This is a genomic window from Pedobacter sp. Hv1, assembly GCF_001412215.1.
Lineage (GTDB): Bacteria > Bacteroidota > Bacteroidia > Sphingobacteriales > Sphingobacteriaceae > Pedobacter.
Genome location: NZ_LLWP01000009.1, coordinates 313071 through 333692, shown reverse-complemented (window position 1 = coordinate 333692; position 20622 = coordinate 313071). Strand labels below are relative to the sequence as shown.

Below are 20622 nucleotides of genomic sequence, written 5' to 3'. Positions count from 1 at the left end.
ATTTGTAATCCACCATTGTAAATCTTTATTTTTTTGAATATTTGGTTATTTGTTGATAAAACGCATTGCTTTTGTAGAGGGTAAAATTTAAAATTTCCTATCTTTAGCTATGCAAAGCCAAGCCCCATTAGCAGAACGGATGCGTCCACACCATTTGGACGAGTATGTTGGGCAAAAACATTTGGTTGGCCCCAATGCGGTGCTGCGCAAAGCCATAGAAAGTGGCCAATTGCCCTCTATGATCTTCTGGGGGCCACCCGGAGTAGGCAAAACAACGTTGGCCTACATTATTTCTCAAAGTTTAGATCGCCCGTTTTTTAATTTAAGTGCCATCAATTCTGGCGTTAAAGATATTAGGGAAGTAATAGACAGGGCTGCTGCTTTAAAAGACAGTTTTATGGGCTTGCCCATTTTGTTTATTGATGAGATTCATCGTTTCAGCAAATCGCAACAAGATAGTTTATTGGGGGCTGTAGAACGTGGCTTGGTTACCCTAATTGGTGCAACTACAGAAAATCCATCTTTCGAGGTCATCTCCGCATTACTATCGCGATGCCAGGTGTATATTTTACAAGGTTTGGTTGAAGAAGAATTGGTGGGCTTATTAGATACCGCGATTAAAAAAGATGTCATCTTAAAAGAAAAGCAGATCAAGATTAAGGAACATGAGGCTTTGATCCGTTTATCTGGTGGCGATGCCCGTAAACTTTTAAATGTTTTAGAGATTGCCATTAATGGCATTGGCGGCGATCAGATTGAACTCACCAACGAGAATGTGCTTGCCCATGCTCAACAGAACCTTGCTTTATACGATAAGGCCGGAGAACAGCATTACGATATTATTTCGGCGTTCATTAAATCAATTAGAGGGAGCGACCCCAATGCAGCTGTGTATTGGTTGGCCCGAATGATAGAAGGAGGAGAAGACCCCTTATTTATCGCCCGTAGGCTATTGATTTTAGCCTCCGAAGATATTGGCAATGCCAACCCTAACGCCTTGTTATTGGCCAATAATTGTTTTACTGCGGTAAATGTAATTGGTTATCCTGAGGCTAGAATTATCCTTTCTCAATGCGTAACTTACTTAGCCTCATCGGTTAAGAGCAATGCCAGCTACGAAGCCATTAATAAAGCACAACAGTTAGTGAAACAAACTGGTAATTTGCCAGTCCCATTACACATTAGAAATGCACCAACAAAATTGATGAAAAATATAGGTTATGGAAAAGATTACCAATATTCGCATAGTTTTGAAGGTAATTTTTCTGAACAGGAATATATGCCAGAGCAATTAAGTGGAACGAAATTATACGATCCCGGCAAAAATCCGGCAGAAGAAAAACTCAGAGAAAAATTAAAACAGAATTGGAAAAACAAATACAATTATTAATATGCTATCAACTTTTTTAAGCCACCAATGGAAAGACTTTTGGCGCAGCCGAAATAAAGCCGGCAGTATTGCTGCAAATCTACTATTGGGCTTCTTTATGCTCTATTTCCTAGCCATTGCGGTTGGCGTTGGTTTTTGGATGACGATGATCATTGAAAAAACTTTCCCTGGCCAAAATGTCATCACGGTTTTTAATGGTTTCATTTTGTACTACTTCTTGTTCGATTTGGCTATCCGCACACAGATGCAAGAGCTCCCAACCTTAAGTATTGTGCCTTACCTGCACCTTAAGATCAAACGAAAAACGATTGTTAACTTCTTAAACATCAAATCGCTTTTTTCATTCTTTAACCTGTTGCCACTATTTGTATTTATCCCTTTTAGTATCATGAAGATCGGTACTACCTACGGTGCGCTTACCGCATTAATGTATGTACTTTCTATCTTATCACTGGTGGTTTTCAACAACTATCTTGTGCTGTACTTAAAGCGTAAATCGATCAATAACTTTTCTTATTTCATTTCAATTATAGGTGTTGTTACCGTATTAGCGGCATTAGATTATTACCATATCATTTCGGTAAGAGATTTCTCTAATCTGATTTTTGTAAATGTTACCAAATACCCATTTTTAGGGCTGATCTTCACTTTGGCTGCAGTAGGGATATTTATCATCAACTCCAATTATCTTCGTGCCAACTTATATACCGAAGAGTTAAGTACCAAAGACGATAAAAAAACGAGTACAGATTATCCATTCTTAAACCGTTTTGGTAAAGTAGGTGAACTGGCTGCATTAGAATTAAAGTTAATCCTTCGCCATAAACGTTCTAGAGGTTCGGTTTTAATGGGTTTTGCTTTTTTAGCCTATGGACTGATCTTTTACAAAGGCCCAATGATTGAAAAAAATGAGTTTGGCAAACTACTTTTTGCCGCTTTATTTATGACAGGCATTGCCATTTTAACTTATGGGCAGTTTATGTTTGCTTGGCAAAGCACTCACTTTGATGGTCTTTTGGTCAACAAAATCGATTTCAAGGATTTTATCAAAGCTAAATTTTTACTGTTTACCATTAGCTCTACCATTATTACCGTATTGGCAAGCTTTTATGGATTTATGAGTTACAAACTGCTGTTGTTACATGCTGCAGCCTATCTGTACAATATAGGGTTTGCAACGGTAATTGTATTGTATTTTGCGACCATGAACTACAAACGATTGGACATTACCAAAAGTGCCAGTTTCAATTGGCAGGGCATTGGCGCCACACAGTGGATCTTGGGCCTTCCTTTTATATTGATCCCTGTATTTATTTATATGCCATTCGGCATCATGAATAAACCTTTTTGGGGTTTAGCAGCCATTGCCTTATTTGGTTTAATTACCTTATTGATGCGCAATTTTTGGATTAACCTGTTAGTTAAAAAATTTGAGAAACAACGTTATAAAATAGCCGAAGGCTTTAGAGAATAATATGAGTATGCTAGAATTTAGACAATTGAAAAAAAGCTATGGTGGCCGCACTGTAGTAGATATTAATAACTTAACTATTCGTACTGGCGAAACTATTGGGCTAGTGGGCAATAATGGAGCCGGAAAAACAACCATGTTTAGAATGCTCTTGGATTTAATTAGACCAGACAGTGGCGAGGTTTTATCAAAAGATCAAAATGTGGCTACAAACGATCATTGGAAAGATTATACTGCCTCTTATTTAGATGAAGGCTTTTTAATTGATTATTTAACACCTGAAGAGTATTTTACTTTTATTGGAGGTTTACATAATTTAAGTGTGGCCGATGTGGGCGACTATTTAAAACAATACGAAGAATTTTTTAACGGTGAAATTTTAAGTAGAGGCAAATACATTCGCGATTTTTCTAAGGGTAACCAAAATAAAGTGGGTATTGCTGCCGCATTGATGCAAAAACCCGAACTTTTGGTATTGGATGAACCTTTTGCCAATTTAGATCCAACTACGCAGATCAGACTTAAATCTTTGATCAAATCTTTAAAAGCTTCGCACCGTTTAACCACTTTGATTTCTAGTCACGATCTCAATCACGTAACCGATGTATGCGATCGAATTATCTTATTGGAAAAAGGTTTGATCATTAAAGATTTCCATACCGACGAAAATACGTTAAAAGAGCTTGAAGCCTATTTCTCTGAATAGTCAATTGTAACAATTGTATAGAATTATGGTCAATCGCCTACCACATTGTGGGTAGTTGATTGACCATTTTATTTTTTGGCAAATTTTGTCATAAGGCTCTTAAACGCACATAACATGCACTAATTCAGCCTATAAAAATTTAATTGATTTAGCTTTTACGAATTGGCACTTCATTTGACAATGCCATCGTAGTTAAATCAAAAAATTAAGAAAATGATGACGTCAAAATTCAAAATAGCTGCTTTTAGTGTTGCCCTTGCGGTTGGTTCAATGACTTTTCAAGGATGTGACAGTTTAACCAATACTCAAAAAGGTGCTGGTATAGGTGCCGCAGCTGGAGGTGTAATTGGTGGTATAATTGGCAAAAAAGCGGGTAACACAGCTGTGGGTGCTATTATTGGCGCTGCCGTTGGTGGTACTGCTGGTGGTTTTATCGGTAAACGTATGGATAAACAAGCTGCAGAAATACAGAATGCAATCCCTAACGCAGAAGTTATTCGTGAAGGAGAAGGTATTATTGTAAAATTTGACAGTGGTATTTTATTCGATTTTGACAAGTTTGCCTTAAAAGATGCGGCTAAAAAGAATGTAGAATCTTTAGCTAGCTCTTTAAATCAATATCCAGGAACCGATATTAAAGTTATTGGTCATACCGATAGCCGTGGTACTGAAGAATACAACATGGGATTATCTGAAAAAAGAGCTGCTGCTGTAAAAGCTTATGCAGTTTCTCAAGGTGTTCCGGCAGCTCGTTTAATTACTGTGGGTAAAGGCTTTGCCGAGCCAATTGCAGACAATGCAACTGACGAAGGCCGTGCAGCTAACCGTAGAGTTGAGATTGTAATTGTTGCCAACGATCAATTGAAAAAAGAAGCAGCCTCAAAAGGCTAATCATAAAATTTATATCTACCTATATAAATGAAAAAACCCTGTCGTAATTAATTACTTCAGGGTTTTTATTTTTTGTCGATTTTTTGAAAATATTTTATTGATAAATATCTTCAAAATAGGCTATCGCTAAGCCTTTAAGCAACAATTCTTGCTCCATTAAAGCATAAGACGGGATAGGCTTGATCAGTTTCCAATGTGGCCAGCCATCTTGGTCCAACCCTTCCAACTCATAAAAGCCCATTTCGCTCAATAAGCGACAGGTAGCAATATGCATGAGTTCTTCTTTTTGTCTTTTGCTATATTTTTTAGGCCCTTTGCCTAGTTCTTGTACGCCAATTAAAAACAGAATTACCTTTAGATCTGGAGTATCCGATTCAAATTCTTCTGCAATTTTTGTTTGCAAAGTTTTCCATTTGGCATGTATCTCTGCTGGTTTCATATCGCAAATATACATTTATACCCGCTTTAATGACTTACAGATTAACGCACATGTAAGTCAAATTTTTAGCTTTGTAAAATGAACAGCAAAATCAACACCGGCTTATTGGCTTATGGCATGTCTGGCAAAGTATTTCATGCCCCTTTTATAGATAGTCACCCTGGTTTTAACCTAGTGGCCATAACCGAAAGAAACCAAAAAAAAGCGGTGCATGATTATCCATCAATTAAAAGCTATAACAGTGTTGAAGCGTTATTGGCTGATGAATCGATTGAGCTAGTGATCATCAACTCGCCCAATTATACCCATTACGAATATGCCAAACTCGCGTTAAAAGCTGGCAAGCATATTTTGGTCGAAAAACCCTTTACTGCAACTACAGCCCAAGCCAAAGAATTATTTGATTTGGCCAAAAGCGTTGGCAAGAAAGCCATGGTTTATCAGAACCGTAGATTTGATAGCGGCTTCAATTCCACTAAAAAAATAATCGAAAGTGGTAAACTTGGCAAATTGGTAGAAGTTCATTTTCGTTTTGACAGATATAGAAACGAAATTGGTCCGAAAGCTTTTAAAGAAGAACCAGTTGAAGCCAGTGGTCTACAATATGATCTTGGACCTCATTTACTAGATCAGGCCATTGCCCTTTTTGGCAAACCTGTAAAATACGATAAGATCTTAAGCAAAAACAGGATAGGTACAAAAGTGGACGACTATTTCTTTATCCGATTAAGCTATCCAAATGAGCTTCACGTATTTTTAACGGCAAGCATGTTGGTGGTTGATGTAAAAGATGCTTTTGTGCTCAATGGCACCATGGGTTCATTTAGCAAAAACCATGCAGATGTACAGGAAGCCCAACTGTTAAAAGGAATGAAACCAACTGATGTTGCCTACGGAATTGAAGACCCAAATGATGCTGGGAAACTAACTCTAATTGTGGCAAATGGCGATAGGACTACAGAATTTATTCCTTCAGCAAAAGGAGATTATACAGGATTGTTCGAGGCTGTTTATCAAAACCTTGTTCATGATATTCCTTATCCAATTACCGAAGAAGATATTTTAGCACAGCTCGAAATTTTAGAAGCCGAGCCAAGTTAGTAAGTTATAAACCTCCCATTAACGCAATGAGGAATTCTGTTGGGTTTTCTATATGAGGAATATGCCCTACACCATCAAATTCGATTAGTTTTGCACCATATATTTTGGCAGCAGTTTTTTTGCTCAACATTTTATATTGCCCGTATAAAGCCTGTTGGTCTGTGCTCAATAATCCTTTGCCAACAATTGTTCGGTCTTCTTTCCCAATAAATAAAATGGTGGGCACCCTGATATTTACAAACTCATCAACCACAGGTTGTTCATAAATCATGGTAAAAGTCATGGCTGCAACTTTTGCCCATCGCGAATAGTCGGCACTAAAAGTTACCCCTGCTGCAATGCGTACCAATTCATCATACTCTGGTTTCCATACCGTGAAATAAGAAGATTGGTAATATTTTTTGATGCTTTCTGCAGTGGCTTTCAGTTCTGTTCGGTATTGTTGTTCTGTAGTGATATAAGGAATAAAAGTTCTATAATCTTCCAAACCTATTGGGTTCTCTAGCAAAAGTTTTTCAGTCCGTTCTGGGAAAAGCAATGCAAAACGGGTAGCCAACATCCCACCCATTGAATGACCCAATATTGATGCTTTTTGTATGCCCAAAGTATCTAACAATTGTTTGTTCCAAGTGGCCATTTGATGAAAACTGTAATGGATAAAAGCTTTGGAAGATTTACCAAACCCAATCTGATCAGGCACCACTACTCTAAAACCTCCATTAGTGAGGGCTTTAATCACACTCGTCCAATAATAACCACCAAAATTTTTACCATGGAACAACATTACAGTTCTTCCGTTTGCAGTTACCGTAGGGGCTACATCCATGTAAGCCATCCTTAAATCTTGACCTTCAGTTTGAACATTAAAGTATTTAACTGGATAGGGGTATTTTACATTTTCAAGCGTAATAGACAGGGTATCTTGCTTTTGTGCTTTCGCAATAGAACCAATTAGTAGAAAGGAAAGGACAATACAGCAAAAATTTTTGATCATAAATAAGGGTTTAGTCAAATAAGAAACAATCATTGTTCGTGATTGTGTTAAATTTAAGCATTATTTATACTTTTGGTCACCAAATAGAAATATATATGACAGATTACGAAATTGGCTCAGGAGAATTATCACTTGCTGTGATCAAAACTATCATTGAAGAAAACAAGACCATCAAATTGTCTGCATTATCAATAGAACGGATAGAAAAATGCAGAACCTATTTAGACAATAAGCTCAGCAACCACGATGGACCAATTTATGGCATCAATACTGGTTTTGGTTCTTTACAAAATGTAAAAGTGGATTCAGAGAATCTAACCCAACTTCAACATAACCTTTTATTGTCTCACGCTTGTGGAACAGGGATGGAAGTGCCTAAACCTATTGTGAAATTAATGTTGTTGTTAAAAATCCAATCGTTAAGTTATGGCCACTCTGCTGTTGCCTTAACTACGGTACAACGTTTGGTAGACTTTTACAACCACAATATCTTGCCGGTAATTTATACACAAGGTTCATTAGGTGCATCTGGCGACTTAGCGCCTTTAGCGCATTTGGCTTTGCCTTTAATTGGCGAAGGAGAGGTTTGGTACAACGACCAAAGAATAACCGCCACCGAGCTTAACCAAAACTTAGGTTGGCAAGCATTAACCTTGCAGAGCAAAGAAGGTTTAGCCCTAATTAATGGCACCCAATTTATGAGCGCCTATGGTACATTTTGTTTGTTAAAGGCACAAAAATTAGCTGCTTGGGCCGATGTTGTTGCCGCCATTTCGGTAGATGCTTTTGACTGTAGGATTGACCCCTTTTTAGATTTAAGCCATCTGATCAGACCACATCAAGGTCAGATAACCACCGCAGCAAACATCAACACTTGGTTAGCAGGAAGTGAGCTGATCAAAAGAGAAGGTAAACAAACACAAGATCCTTATTCTTTCCGTTGCGTACCACAAGTACATGGCGCAAGTAAAGATAGTATCAACTATATCCAATCGGTTTTTGAAACTGAAATGAATGCAGTAACTGATAATCCGAATGTTTTTCCAGATGAAGACCTGATCATTTCTGCAGGTAATTTTCATGGACAGCCTTTGGCATTGACTTTAGATTTCTTATGCATGGCATTGGCCGAGTTGGGCTCAATTTCAGAACGTAGAACTTTCCAATTGATTTCTGGTTCTCGTGGACTACCACCTTTCTTGGTCAAAAATGCTGGCTTAAATTCGGGCTTAATGATTACGCAATATACCGCCGCATCTATTGCCAGCGAGAACAAACAATTGTGTACCCCTGCTTCTGTAGATAGCATTGTAAGTAGTAATGGGCAAGAAGACCATGTAAGCATGGGCGCCAATGCGGCAACCAAATGTTTACGTGTTTGCGATAACCTAGAAAGAATTATTGCGATAGAATTGTTAACGGCATGCCAGGCTTTAGACTTAAGAAGACCCGAAAAATCATCTCCTAAAATTGAGCAATTGGTAGCGGACTATCGCAAAGTTGTATCTTTTAATGAAGCAGATCGATTGCTTGCAAAGGATATTCAAGCTTCTATTGAGTTTATAGCAAAAACGTCGCTATAGTTAAAAGCCAATAAAGTACTGCAAAAAAGAACAAGACAAATAACATTGTAATCGTTTTAAGTTTAAAATCAGCCTTCCCGAATAATCAGGAAGGCTGATTTTTATTTTGAATAGTTTGTTTTTATTTTTTTGCTTGATACATCTGATTGAGGTTGATGGCTGGCATTTGTACTTCGGTTTGATCTGAAAGACGACCAGAGCAATTGCTTACCTTAACCCGATCTAACTTCACGTTTGCTACATCTACTGTATTTAAGACTAGGTTTTTGATCGTGCTGATGTCTTTTCCTTCATCGCCACCTTTTAACTCAATTTGAGATTTACCTGAAGAGGCAATGGATAGGGTTTCAAAAGAACTACGGGTACTGGTAAAATCACTGTTCTTTAATTTGAGGTAGAGATTTGCAATTTTACTCTCCCAAGCATTTACATTCTCTACATCTTCTGCATTCACATTCAATTTATTAATTACTGCATCCTTATCAAAAGAAATGGCAACTGATTTGTTTACATTTAAATTCAATGAATCTGTTTTCGCATTTATAGACAAAGCCTTGGTATTGGTAACATTGATCTGTTTAACTGCTGGTGCATAAACTAGAATAGAAACATAGTAGCTATCTCTTCCGGCTGAAAGATTTTTAAAACTAACCTGTAATTGGCCATTTGCGTCTACCTTAAAATCGATAGAGTCTTTCAAACTTTTAGAAACTTTTACACCATATTGAGCTGCTTTAACATAGTGAATGTAGATACCCATTGCTTTTGCATCTGCAACATTAATCGACTCAAATGGTGTGGCAATGGTTTTACTTTCCATATCTATAGAAGGGGTATTAAAGTCGGCATCTGCTTTGGCATTGATAGCCTGATCAGCAGCAGCACCTTTACCATCTGTAAAATTTACCTTTGACACATATACCATTCCCAATAAAGGAATAAGGATCAAGGCCAGTGCAAAAGTGATCAATAATTTATTACTTGTTTTCATGTTCTTAAGGATTAAAATTTTCTTTAACAAAAGTGTCGTAGCGGTTTTTCAACTCATCAAACCCAATGTTCAATAAGTATACATTTCTAAAAACCACCGGTAGTTCATCGTCCATGAACTGTGTTTTTCTATAGCTCTGCACATTTGTTATTGCTTCATCGGCAATAAAAAAGCCAATCCCTCTTTTATTGTTAATGATATTTTTGTTCTGTAAAAGCTCATAGGTACGCATTACGGTATTGGGGTTCACTTCCAATTCAACGGCCATCTCTCTAACAGAGGGTACTTTTTCGTCGGCTTTCCATTTTCCTAACAAGATATGCTCACAAACATATTCTGCTATTTGAAGGTATATTGCCTTGTTATCTCTAAATTCCATATCTATACCAATTAAAATTAAACCTGTTTCTCTTTAAGCCGCACATAAGTAATGGCCCAGAACACAAATGTTAAAAAGAGCAATAATACCGTAATCCATATTTCTGCTGTTGATCGTTCATTCATCTGGCGCATACTATTTTCACCAACAGGTACTTTACCTTCAAACAAGATTTTCCCTGCTTTTGCAATAATTGCGGCCCATATCCCTGAAAAGATCATAACCGCAATGGTTGTTTTAATGTAATGGAATTTTTCGAAGTAAATAGACCCTAATAAGAAGATACTGGTAATAAAAAATGGGGCTACATATAAAGGTGTAAAAATCTCGTGCTTGCTAAAAAAATAATCTACATTATCGTCGTAAGCCCCTGCACTTTCTGCTGCTGTTGTTAACGAAGCGGTGGCTGTATGAAAATAAATACCTCGAATTTTAGCCATAAAAGCTAGATCTGTTAAATAGAACAACAAAGTAAAACTTGCTGTGGCTAATATTCCAGTAAATAAAAGGCTTCCCAAAAACTTCTCAAATGTTGAAGCGGGAATCATCAGGTCAATAATTGCTTTAGGCTTCTGTCCTAAATGCGCAAAATAATTGCTGGCAATAACGGTAATAAATAAAGGACCAAATATTAAAAACAAAGGCTCTCTAAAGTTAAGCTCGCGAGGTGCAAAAGTTGCAACTTCTGTTAGGTACGGCCATAAGGTTATTCCATAAAAAGCAACAATTACGCCTAAGGCAACCAATAAGGTAATTAAATAGATCTTCCCAAATTCTAACCATTGTCTTCTCAGTAAAAGACCAAAACGCTGTATGTTAAATGTATTATTCATGTCTGTGGCTGGTTTAGTTAAAAATTGGTTTCAGTTTATTTTTCTCTGCCAATACTGCATTGAATAAAAGCTCAATATCTAGCTTGCTATCTTCATTGTGGAAATTTGGCACTACGGCATTAAATCCAGACAAAGAAGGCTCAGCATAGATTACAGTTTCATCCAATTCTTTGATCCGTTTAAAGCAAAGTTTGTTGGTAATCTCTTCTACCGAAGCTTTTAAGGCTACACTACTTTCGTCGAGCATAATTACCGTATCAATCAAGTTATCCAAATCTCTTACCTGGTGTGTTGAAATAATGATACAACGATCTTCTGTTAAGGCCGAAGCCATAATTTTACGGAACTGTGCCTTAGATGGGATATCCAGACCATTGGTTGGCTCATCCATAATCACCAGTTTGGCCTGTGTGGCCAATCCAAAGGCAATGATCACTTTTTTCTTTTGTCCATAAGACATGTTGATCAGTTTCTGTCCCACAGGGATATCAAATTCTGCCAACAGATCGGAAAAGTAACTATGATCGAACTTTGGATAAAAAGCAGCATTTGCTTTTACATAAGCATCAATCTTTACCGATGGCAAATAAAATTCTTCTGGTATAAAACAGATCTGTTCTAACAAAGCTGGTTGACGCTTTGCAGGGTCATATCCCAATACGTCCATTGATCCGCTTTCTGCGTAAACCAATCCCGCTAGGTTTTTTAATAAACTTGATTTACCAGCACCATTTTTACCAAGCAATCCATAAATGTGGCCATTGCTCAATTGCATGCTCATATTTTTGAATAATAGTTGGTGCTTGCTGTAACCAAAATTTAGGTTGTTGATTTTAATCATATTCTACTGTATTAGTTAAATAATACACTAAAGTATCAGCTATTTTCGAGACCACCAAATTATTTTGAAAATATTTTATTCAACTTTCCTTTCCACAAGGCAATTAATTTCTTCCTTATAAGGCATAGATAGCCTTTAAAGGTGTTTTTTACCCTTCGAAAAATTAAATTTTAGGCATAAAAAAACCCCAGGCTGCATCCACAGGGCTGGGGGTACTATTAACTAATCTAAAATCTTTATAGAATCGGCACACTGATGCCAACGCTTATATTCCTGCCTGGATTGTATATCCCAGCTGGTTTGTATCTACTTAAATGGTTGTAATATAGTTTGTTTGTTAGGTTTTGTCCGGTAACCCATAAATTAATCTTCCCATTTTTAACTTTTAACGAAGTACCAATACCTGCATCTATTAAGGTGTAGCCATCGGTCTCGGTTTCAAAGCTGTCAAAACGGTCTTGCTTAAATACGTTAGTTAGCCCTACTTTTATATAACTATCTTTTAAGCCCTTTATTGTAGGCTCAAAACGTAATTCATTATTTAAGCTTGCTGCCGGGATAAAAGGCAATGCCGAACCGCTTGCACGATTGGTTCCTTTTACATAAGCAAAGGTGTTTTCAAAGTGCAAAGATTTGATCAAATGGAAATCGATAGAAGCCTCTCCACCCACTAAATCTGCATCTGTTTGCACAAAACGGTACACTGGGAGCACTGTAGTTAAGCCACCCTCGTCTACAAAAGGGGTGGTTTCGTTGTTAAAATTACCTGGGTAGATATAGTTATAGATACGGTTACTATAGGCGTTTACTCCAAATGTAACATTTTCGAGATTATAGGATAAACCTAGATCAAACTGTAAACTTGTCTCTTGTTTGAGCTTGCTATTTCCAATTTCATATCTAAATGTTCCTTCATGACGTCCATTGGCTCCTAACTCAGCAATATTTGGCGCCCTAAAGCCAGAACCTACGTTTCCTTTAAAGTTCAGGTTTTTGGCTAGCTCAAAGGCAAAACCAACAGATCCAGAAACATTAGAGAAATTATTATTGAAAGCCGTAAAAACTTGCTCGCCATCGGCTGTTAAATCGCGTCCATCAATATTTTTGTAATCGTATCTCACACCTGCATTGATGGCGCCTTTGCTAAAATTGCGTTTCAGATAAGCGAAAGCACCAATATTATCACTGGTATAATCTGGAATTAAAAACTCATCGCCATTATTGGCATTGGTTTGGTGCATTCCCTGAACGCCAATGGTTGGTTCCCACGTGCCGTTATTGGCAAAAGAATATTTTACATCGTAGGTATAAGAATTAAGGTTGAGGTGTAATCCCGGTTCATCTTTGCTTTCTTCAAATTCTTTACGGATATTTTTCTGGAAAGCTAAGGTTGTTTTCAACTGACCTCCACCTAAAAGGATATTGCTATTTAAGGCGGCACGGTAATGGTTGATATTCTGGAATGGCAAATCTAATTTTCTTGATCTTGCCTCACTATTGGTAATCACATTTCCGTCTTCATCTAAATAGTTTCCGCTGGCATCTGGTCCATTTTCTACAAGACCAACATTGGTATTGAACCTCGATAAACTTAAATGTGCATAACCCCATGTTTTATTTAAGCCCACCATGCCACTTACATTGGTCTCATTGAAACCAGAATTTGGCACAGTATGACCTTTATAACCAAATCCGTAAGCATTTTTGTATGATACACGACCACGGTAAACTAACCCATTGCTATTTCCCTGTAACATGAGTGAAGATGCGCTTAGGCCATTATTTGAACCATAGCTGGTGGTAAAATTCCCATTAAAGTCTCCAGAAGCAGGCACCAAATCGTCAATGATATTGATTACGCCGCCCAATGCATCAGAACCGTACAATAAACTTGCCGGACCTTTTAATATTTCAATTCGGGCAGCAGCAAATTGGTCTACTTCTACACCATGCTCATCGCCCCATTGTTGTGCTTCTTCTCTGGCTCCATCTACAATGGTTAACACTCTATTGTAACCTAAACCTCTAATAGAAGGTTTAGAGATGGCTCCTCCTGTAGTTACCTGAGAAACACCTGGCACTTTTGCAATCGCATCGATGATATTTGTACCACCAGATTGTGCTATTTTTTCTCTATTTACTGTAACTACAGCTAAACTGTTTGTTTTACTATTGGCACTATGTGGTGTACCAGTAACTACAATTTCGGCACTTTCAATTACCGATGGAGTTAAAGCAAAAGATATGGGTGCATTGGCACTTAAATCTATTTGCTGCGAAGCTGTTTTATAACCAATATAACGTACCTCAATTAAAAACCTTCCTTTGTTAGGAACATTTGTAAATGTAAATTCGCCATTGGCATTGGTAGTAGTGGTTGCTTTTAAATCTGAGATATAAATGGTAGCGCCAACTAAGGGCTCTTGTGTACTTGCATCAATTACTTTACCCTTTACATCTGCAACATTACCAGCTGATACGGTAAATGATAAAAAACTCAGGAGTACAACCAAAAAAAGGTGTATCTTTTTCATAATAAATTCTTTCTAGAGATAAATGCCGATAGCCTCAGGCCATAGCAGGTTTATCTGATAATTAAATAATAGTGGATTATAAGCCGATGTTGGCTTATCGAATTCTAGGTAATTATGAAAAAGCTGGGGGTCCCCTAAGTGCTGTAGAAATAAGTTCTGTATACGAACCTGTTACTATAGCGTTATGTTTCGTAATACGTTTACCTATTAAATAAGTAGTATACGTATAATTTGTAGTGGTGTAATTTTTTTCGAAATGAGCAGCACAGATCAAACAAGTTTCTTGTTGTGTTTTGATGTGTACCTTATGCATACAATGTTTTTCTACTGCAGTAGACACCACTTCTTCGTGATGGTGCAAAGCACCCCATGGTGTAATGGCTAGCGAAAACACCCATAGCAATACTACGGTTAAAATTCGTTGGATATGTAAGCGCTTCTTTTTCAATTTCGACAACAAACCTACGCAAATAACATAAATTTCATACATTTGAAATTGTAACATTGCCTTGATATGACTTCAAATACACTAGAGGGTTTAAACCTTAGCACAAAACTAACTCCAAATGGAAACACCTTAACTTGCAAAGGTTGGGTACAAGAAGCAGCACTTAGAATGCTGTTAAATAACTTAGATCCAGAAGTTGCCGAACGACCAGAAGACCTGATTGTTTATGGTGGCCGTGGAAAAGCAGCTCGTAACAAAGAAGCATTAGCTTTAATTATCAAAGCTTTAAAAAACTTAGAAGAAGACGAGACTTTATTGATCCAGTCTGGCAAACCTGTTGGTGTTTTACCAACGCATAAGGATGCGCCTAGGGTTTTAATCTCCAATTCTCAATTGGTACCTAAATGGGCAACCCAACAACACTTTGACGAATTAGAAGACAAAGGATTGATGATGTACGGACAGATGACTGCCGGCTCATGGATCTACATCGGCTCTCAAGGCATTGTACAAGGCACTTACGAAACTTATTCGGCACTTGCCAAAAAACATTTCCAAAGCAATTTAAAAGGCACGCTAAATGTAACCGCAGGTTTGGGTGGTATGGGTGGTGCACAACCATTGGCCATTACCATGAACCAAGGCGTTTGTTTGGCTGCAGATGTAGAAGAATGGCGCATTAAAAAACGCTTAGAAACAAGATATATTGACGAGATTGTTTATGATATTGATGAAGCAATTGATAGGGCACTTCAATATAAAACAGAAAATAAAGCCATTTCTATTGGTGTAGTTTGTAATGCGGTTGAACTGTTGCAAAGACTAATAGACCGCAACATTACCCCTGATACTTTAACAGATCAAACTTCAGCACATGATCCGTTAATTGGTTATTTCCCAGAGGGATTAAGTGTGGCTGAAGCGAGTACATTGAGAACGGAAAACCCAGAAGAATATACCAAACGTTCTTATGCTACCATGGCCAAACATGTTACCCAAATGCTCGAATTGCAGAAACGTGGGGCAATCACCTTCGATTATGGCAATAACTTACGTGGAAGAGCTTTAGAAGTAGGGGTTAAAAATGCATTTGATTTCCCTGGTTTTGTACCCGCTTATATCCGCCCGTTATTTTGCGAAGGTAAAGGTCCTTTCCGTTGGGCTGCTCTAAGTGGCGACCCACAAGACATTTACGAAACGGATAAATTGATCCTCGAATTGTTCCCAGAAAATGAAAGTCTGAGACAATGGATTACCATGGCACAAGAACGTATTGCTTTTCAGGGTTTACCTGCAAGGATTTGTTGGTTAGGACAAGGAGAAAGAGAAAAAGCAGGCTTGGCCTTTAATCAATTGGTAGCTGATGGAAAAGTAAAAGCACCAATTGTAATCGGGAGAGATCATTTAGATACGGGTTCTGTAGCTTCTCCAAATCGCGAAACAGAAGCCATGCTTGATGGTTCTGATGCAGTAGCAGATTGGCCAATTTTAAATGCTTTAATTAACACTGCTGGTGGTGCAAGTTGGGTTTCTTTACACCATGGTGGAGGCGTTGGTATAGGCTATTCTATTCATGCAGGTATGGTTATCGTTGCTGATGGCACTGCAGATGCTGCTGTTCGCATTAAACGTGTTTTACACAATGACCCTGCTATGGGCGTAATTCGCCATGCAGATGCTGGTTACGATATTGCCAAAGACACTTTAAGAACGCACCGATTGGGATTGAAATAAAAATTATAAAAGCTCATAGGCAAACCCCATGAGCTTTTATTTTAACCTATTAAATTCTTTTATTTCAAGAGCTCATCAATGGCTTTGATGGCTGCAGGCTGCGAAGGCATTGGCGCATTCATATCTACCATTTTAAAGTTTTTATCAATCAGCAAACTTCTTGGAATAGTTACAATATTATAAGCTTGTAGTTTAGAACGGTTGATTAACCATTGGTAACCCTCTGTTTTACGTTGGGTAAGGCTCTCTTTCCAAAGCGCCTCACTATCGTCTATTGACAACGATACAAACGCTACATCTGGTTGACTAGCATATTTTTGCTTCAATTTTTCGTAGGCTGGCATTTCTTGCATACAAGGGCCACACCAGGTAGCCCAAAGGTCAACATATATGACCTTGCCTTTTAAACTGCTTAAATTCACTTTGTTTCCTGCATCGGTAAGCACCATAAAATCTACCGCTTGATCTCCTTTGCCAAATGCCATTAAATAGCTGAGCATCTGATTGGCTGCCGCTTGATAAGATGGGGTTTTTAATACTGCTATTTCTGTTTTAAAATTGGCCAACAATTGCTTATCGCTTTCCTTTTGCATTTTTCTAACCAGAGCAGAAACGATATCAAAATCTTTGATTTGTTGGATATCTGCAGGCTTGCCTCCTTCTTTGATCACCTCATCTGCAATATCTCTATACACCACCAATTGTAATAAAGAAGCATCGGTAAAGTTTTTGCTCAATAGCTTAACCTTTGGTTCAATTACTTTTTGATATTTTGCTAAAAATTCCTTTCCAGCTTCATCTTTCAGTTTTAGCTTATAGGTACTATAAAATCCACCATTCATATAGCTATTGATCAGGTCAGCTTTAATTCGAGCAGTTTCTAAACGTCTAAATTCTGGTGTAATTTGTGGTGTGGCAGCAAGCTCTTTCTCTCTCAATCTTGCCAAACTCTCAATCGCTAAACAAGTTGCTTCTGGGGTTTCTTTAACATGCTCTCCAGCCGCAATGAAAGAACCTCCCTTAGGAAAAGGTGTATTCTTTAAATAGCTATTGGCTGATGCACCCTTCCCTTTAAAGGTAGCTTTGTTTGGATCTCTGTAATCTACCATTACCTCTAGGTCATCACCTGGAGACAAATACAATATGTTTCGACCTAATCGATAATAATTAGGTTTAGTAAGCTTGAGTTGTATACGAAATCTTCCCGCCGAATCAGGCACAATGATATTGTTTGCCTTTGGTGGCAACAAATACTGGAATGCAGAAATATCTTCTACATTTACCTGATTGTTAAATCCCTTTAACTCTCCCTTTAGTTTAACAACGCCAACTGTTTGGGCAGTTGTGGTAAATACAGCTACACAATTAAGAAGAATAATAGTGGTTAAATTTTTAATCAATTTCATAAAATGGCACAGTTGGTTGATACCAAGTTACATTTAAAATCTAAAAAATGTATCCTTACCACCTACTTTACCACCAAAATTTTGGATGTTATAAGTCAAGGTAACTAATCCATGTCTGCCCAAATTACTTGTTCTTGCATCACGGATTGAGTTCTCGTTAATGTAAATATTCCTTCTTGTATTCGTATTTAAGATATCATTCACTGCAAATTTCAATTGAGCTCGATCATTTTTCATAAACAACAAAGTAAGCGCAGCATTCCAGATTTTAATATTGTTGTTAGCACCTGCCACTGTTTGCGTATTGTATAGGATTCTATAAGTAGTTTCCCACACCATTTTTTTTGGCCAACGCACAATCAGTTCTGTTTCGCTATTATGGGTTAAGTAATTGATATCCTTGTAAATTGGCGAATCGTATTTGCTGCTATTGATTCCCAGATTGTAACTTTCAGAAAGCTCGAATTTGTCATTTAAGTTAAGGCGGATATTTGCTCGTGGATTGAACCCTAAGATATAGGCATAACTACGTTCGCCATCAACTTGTACAATATTTCTGGTATAGTTAGACCAAAACCCCGTTCCAATACTCAATTGTCGTTTGGTATTTTTAAACTCTTTGGTAATGCTAAAGTTAGCATTAAATCTATAAATACCATCTGCATTAATCGGGGTAGAGGTTTGTACACCTGTTTTATTGTCAATAGTCCTTGCCATAATGATCCCATCATAATCAACATTACCATAAAGGTTCGCATTATAGTTCAAACTATTTTTGGTATCGTATTTATATAAATTAAATCCTATTTGATGTGTTTTTGCTGGTTTTAAATTTGAATTCCCATTTTGGATGAACAACGGATTGGTATTATTGGCAATAGGTTGTACATAATTTACATCTGGCTCTCTAAAACTTGGAGAATAGTTAATACTCAAGTCTTTATACCTGATGGTAAGCATAGGTGCCATAAACTTGAAATTTTGTTCAAAGTCTGGATATTTTGAGCTATTAAAGCTATTCTTTAAATCGATGGTATTGAAAACAAAACCGGGTTGAATGTTGAGATCCTTTGTTATTTTCCATTTCAATGATGCCCTGTTATTGGTTTTGATACCCGATTGTGCAACGGTCTGTGTAAAATCTGGCACTGCAATATCATAAGCCTGACTTAATGGATCTCTATAAAAGGTGGCCAAAGCATTTTCATTGTCTATGTAATTACCGCTTGAAGCCAATGTCAAACTCAATTTTTTACTAATAGGTTCATTGTAATTGAAATTGAGGAAGGTGTTGAAATTACGGACATCATTATCGCGGAGTTGGTCTTTGATATCTATTGAAACAGGATCATAAAAATTAGTGGTAGAAGCATTATAGTTGTTGCCAAAATTGTTCTTTTTAGAAACATTGAAACTCGCATTGAAACTTCTACCAGCCTTTTTAAAATCTTTCCATAAGTTCCCTATAATTAAAAAAGAGGTATTGTCGCCCTGGTTCCTTATATTGTTAACCCCATCACTTAAGAGTTGATTTGATGCATTTCTATTTTGTGAAAGTAAGACATTTGCATTGCGTACAATATTTAGATTTACAGAAGGCTCAATCGTTAAAGTAGTTAAGCTATCTAATTTAATTTCGGCCTTTGCCCCAAAAACATGATTGTAGTTTTTATTGAGCTGATTAGAGTTAGTAGCTGTTAATAATCTTCCATTTTTAATTGTCTGATCAATATCTAACAACTGCTCTATGGTGGTATTGCTTTGCCCGAAAAAATACCTCCCGTTTAATTTAATTCCCTTTTTGGTTAAGGTATTAAAATTTGCACCCGCACCCGACGATTGTTGTATCCCTCCAGTGGTGCCACCGAAACCCATGCCATTGAGTTCAAAACCACCATCAGAATTTACCATTATCGAATTTACGCCCATCCGTTGAAAACCACCAATCCGCATCACATCATTGATACCAAAACCTGGCCTATTGATGTTATTGCTATAAGCCAATAAACTAACCTGAGTGGTATCTCTAAAAAAGCTCATAATGGCTCCTGTTTCATACCTTTCATTTGGTCCGCCACCGGCAAAAATTTTCCCAAATGCACCTTGTTTAATCGCTTTCTTCAATTTAAGGTTAATCACCTGTGGGGTATTAGAAGCCAACAAATCAGGATCATTCCGTTTGGCTTCCTTATCGTCACTTACCTGTATTTTGTCTATGATGTTTGCTGGAAGGTTCTTGGTGGCTATTTGTTGGTCGCCACCAAAAAACTCTTTTCCTTCTACCAAAATTTTGCTTACTGTTTTGCCATTTACCTGAATAGAACCATCAGAGGCAATGGCAACTCCTGGTAGTTTCTTTAACAGATCTTCTACTACAGCAGTTGGCAAAGTTTTAAAAGATTCTGCATTAAATTCTATGGTATCTTTTCTTACAATAACAGGTGGTCTTTCAGATAATACCACAATTTCGTTTAAAGTATTAGACTTGGGAGATAAAAACACATTACCAAGATTAACATTTGGTTCTGAAGCATTCAATATTACTTCTTTTCTTAAAACACCGTACATCCAAGCATTAACTACCAAGCGATATTTAACACCAAAATCTAAATTATTGATTTTAAAGACTCCTTTATCGTCAGATAATTTATAAGTGGTTAATACGGTATCTGCACCTTTAAAGATAGAGATCGTAGCAAAATTAAGTGTCAGCTTATGGTCGGTACTGTCCATTAAAACACCGGTAACACTCCCTTTTTGGGCAAATAAGAAATTAGAAGTTAAGACAAGGGCAAATAAGAATAAAATTTTCTTCATAAAAAGGTTCAGGATAAATTTAAAACTACTAGCAGGACTCCATAAGTTCTAAATTGTTGCATAA

Annotated in this window: 17 protein-coding genes; 7 read left to right on the top strand and 10 right to left on the bottom strand. The window is 37.3% G+C overall.

The window, feature by feature from the left end:
* Nucleotides 1-109 precede the first annotated feature (109 nt).
* The 4 genes from AQF98_RS17640 to AQF98_RS17625 all read left to right on the top strand — a co-directional run bounded on the left by AQF98_RS17640 (nucleotide 110) and on the right by AQF98_RS17625 (nucleotide 4458).
* A complete protein-coding gene (locus AQF98_RS17640) occupies nucleotides 110-1390 on the top strand; it encodes a replication-associated recombination protein A (protein WP_055133286.1) in 1281 nt (426 codons plus the stop codon).
* Between the two features lies 1 nt (nucleotide 1391).
* Nucleotides 1392-2864, top strand: a complete 1473-nt coding sequence (locus tag AQF98_RS17635; protein WP_055133285.1) for a DUF5687 family protein — start codon at nucleotides 1392-1394, stop codon at nucleotides 2862-2864.
* Nucleotide 2865: 1 nt separating this feature from the next.
* Complete coding sequence (locus tag AQF98_RS17630; RefSeq protein WP_235524258.1) at nucleotides 2866-3567, top strand: ABC transporter ATP-binding protein; 702 nt, start codon at nucleotides 2866-2868, stop codon at nucleotides 3565-3567.
* 213 nt (nucleotides 3568-3780) lie between these two features.
* A complete protein-coding gene (locus AQF98_RS17625; RefSeq protein WP_055133284.1) occupies nucleotides 3781-4458 on the top strand; it encodes an OmpA family protein in 678 nt (225 codons plus the stop codon).
* 94 nt (nucleotides 4459-4552) lie between these two features.
* Here the strand turns inward: AQF98_RS17625 and AQF98_RS17620 are convergent, their stop codons facing one another.
* Nucleotides 4553-4897: a hypothetical protein gene (locus AQF98_RS17620; protein ID WP_055133283.1), complete on the bottom strand. Its 345-nt coding sequence runs from the start codon at nucleotides 4895-4897 to the stop codon at nucleotides 4553-4555.
* 78 nt (nucleotides 4898-4975) lie between these two features.
* Here AQF98_RS17620 and AQF98_RS17615 point away from each other — a divergent pair, with 78 nt between their 5' ends.
* Entirely contained in the window at nucleotides 4976-5998 is a 1023-nt protein-coding gene (locus AQF98_RS17615; protein ID WP_055133282.1) for a Gfo/Idh/MocA family oxidoreductase, read from the top strand.
* A gap of 4 nt (nucleotides 5999-6002) precedes the next feature.
* On the opposite strand, the gene AQF98_RS17610 is transcribed toward AQF98_RS17615, so the two are convergent.
* Nucleotides 6003-6992, bottom strand: a complete 990-nt coding sequence (locus tag AQF98_RS17610) for an alpha/beta fold hydrolase (RefSeq protein WP_055133553.1) — start codon at nucleotides 6990-6992, stop codon at nucleotides 6003-6005.
* A 95-nt stretch (nucleotides 6993-7087) separates the two neighbouring features.
* On the opposite strand from AQF98_RS17610, the gene hutH reads away from it, so the two are divergent.
* Entirely contained in the window at nucleotides 7088-8575 is a 1488-nt protein-coding gene (gene hutH, locus AQF98_RS17605; RefSeq protein WP_055133281.1) for a histidine ammonia-lyase, read from the top strand.
* A 121-nt stretch (nucleotides 8576-8696) separates the two neighbouring features.
* Here the strand turns inward: hutH and AQF98_RS17600 are convergent, their stop codons facing one another.
* The 6 genes from AQF98_RS17600 to AQF98_RS17575 all read right to left on the bottom strand — a co-directional run bounded on the left by AQF98_RS17600 (nucleotide 8697) and on the right by AQF98_RS17575 (nucleotide 14658).
* Nucleotides 8697-9566, bottom strand: coding sequence for a hypothetical protein (locus AQF98_RS17600; RefSeq protein WP_152969752.1), 870 nt, complete (start codon nucleotides 9564-9566; stop codon nucleotides 8697-8699).
* Between the two features lie 4 nt (nucleotides 9567-9570).
* Complete coding sequence (locus AQF98_RS17595) at nucleotides 9571-9945, bottom strand: GntR family transcriptional regulator (RefSeq protein ID WP_055133279.1); 375 nt, start codon at nucleotides 9943-9945, stop codon at nucleotides 9571-9573.
* 17 nt (nucleotides 9946-9962) lie between these two features.
* The gene (locus AQF98_RS17590) at nucleotides 9963-10778 is read right to left on the bottom strand and encodes a hypothetical protein (protein WP_055133278.1); all 816 of its coding nucleotides are present in this window, start codon (nucleotides 10776-10778) and stop codon (nucleotides 9963-9965) included.
* A 13-nt stretch (nucleotides 10779-10791) separates the two neighbouring features.
* Nucleotides 10792-11619 (bottom strand): ATP-binding cassette domain-containing protein, encoded by an 828-nt coding sequence (locus tag AQF98_RS17585; RefSeq protein WP_055133277.1) that lies wholly within the window; start codon nucleotides 11617-11619, stop codon nucleotides 10792-10794.
* 236 nt (nucleotides 11620-11855) lie between these two features.
* Entirely contained in the window at nucleotides 11856-14153 is a 2298-nt protein-coding gene (locus tag AQF98_RS17580; protein WP_055133276.1) for a TonB-dependent receptor, read from the bottom strand.
* Nucleotides 14154-14265: 112 nt separating this feature from the next.
* Nucleotides 14266-14658, bottom strand: a complete 393-nt coding sequence (locus tag AQF98_RS17575) for a hypothetical protein (RefSeq protein ID WP_055133275.1) — start codon at nucleotides 14656-14658, stop codon at nucleotides 14266-14268.
* A 9-nt stretch (nucleotides 14659-14667) separates the two neighbouring features.
* Between AQF98_RS17575 and hutU the strand changes: the two genes are divergently transcribed.
* Complete coding sequence (gene hutU, locus AQF98_RS17570) at nucleotides 14668-16335, top strand: urocanate hydratase (protein WP_055133274.1); 1668 nt, start codon at nucleotides 14668-14670, stop codon at nucleotides 16333-16335.
* 59 nt (nucleotides 16336-16394) lie between these two features.
* Here hutU and AQF98_RS17565 read toward each other — a convergent pair whose 3' ends face one another.
* The gene (locus tag AQF98_RS17565) at nucleotides 16395-17741 is read right to left on the bottom strand and encodes a TlpA disulfide reductase family protein (protein WP_055133273.1); all 1347 of its coding nucleotides are present in this window, start codon (nucleotides 17739-17741) and stop codon (nucleotides 16395-16397) included.
* A 33-nt stretch (nucleotides 17742-17774) separates the two neighbouring features.
* Nucleotides 17775-20558 (bottom strand): outer membrane beta-barrel protein, encoded by a 2784-nt coding sequence (locus AQF98_RS17560; RefSeq protein ID WP_055133272.1) that lies wholly within the window; start codon nucleotides 20556-20558, stop codon nucleotides 17775-17777.
* Nucleotides 20559-20622 lie beyond the last annotated feature (64 nt).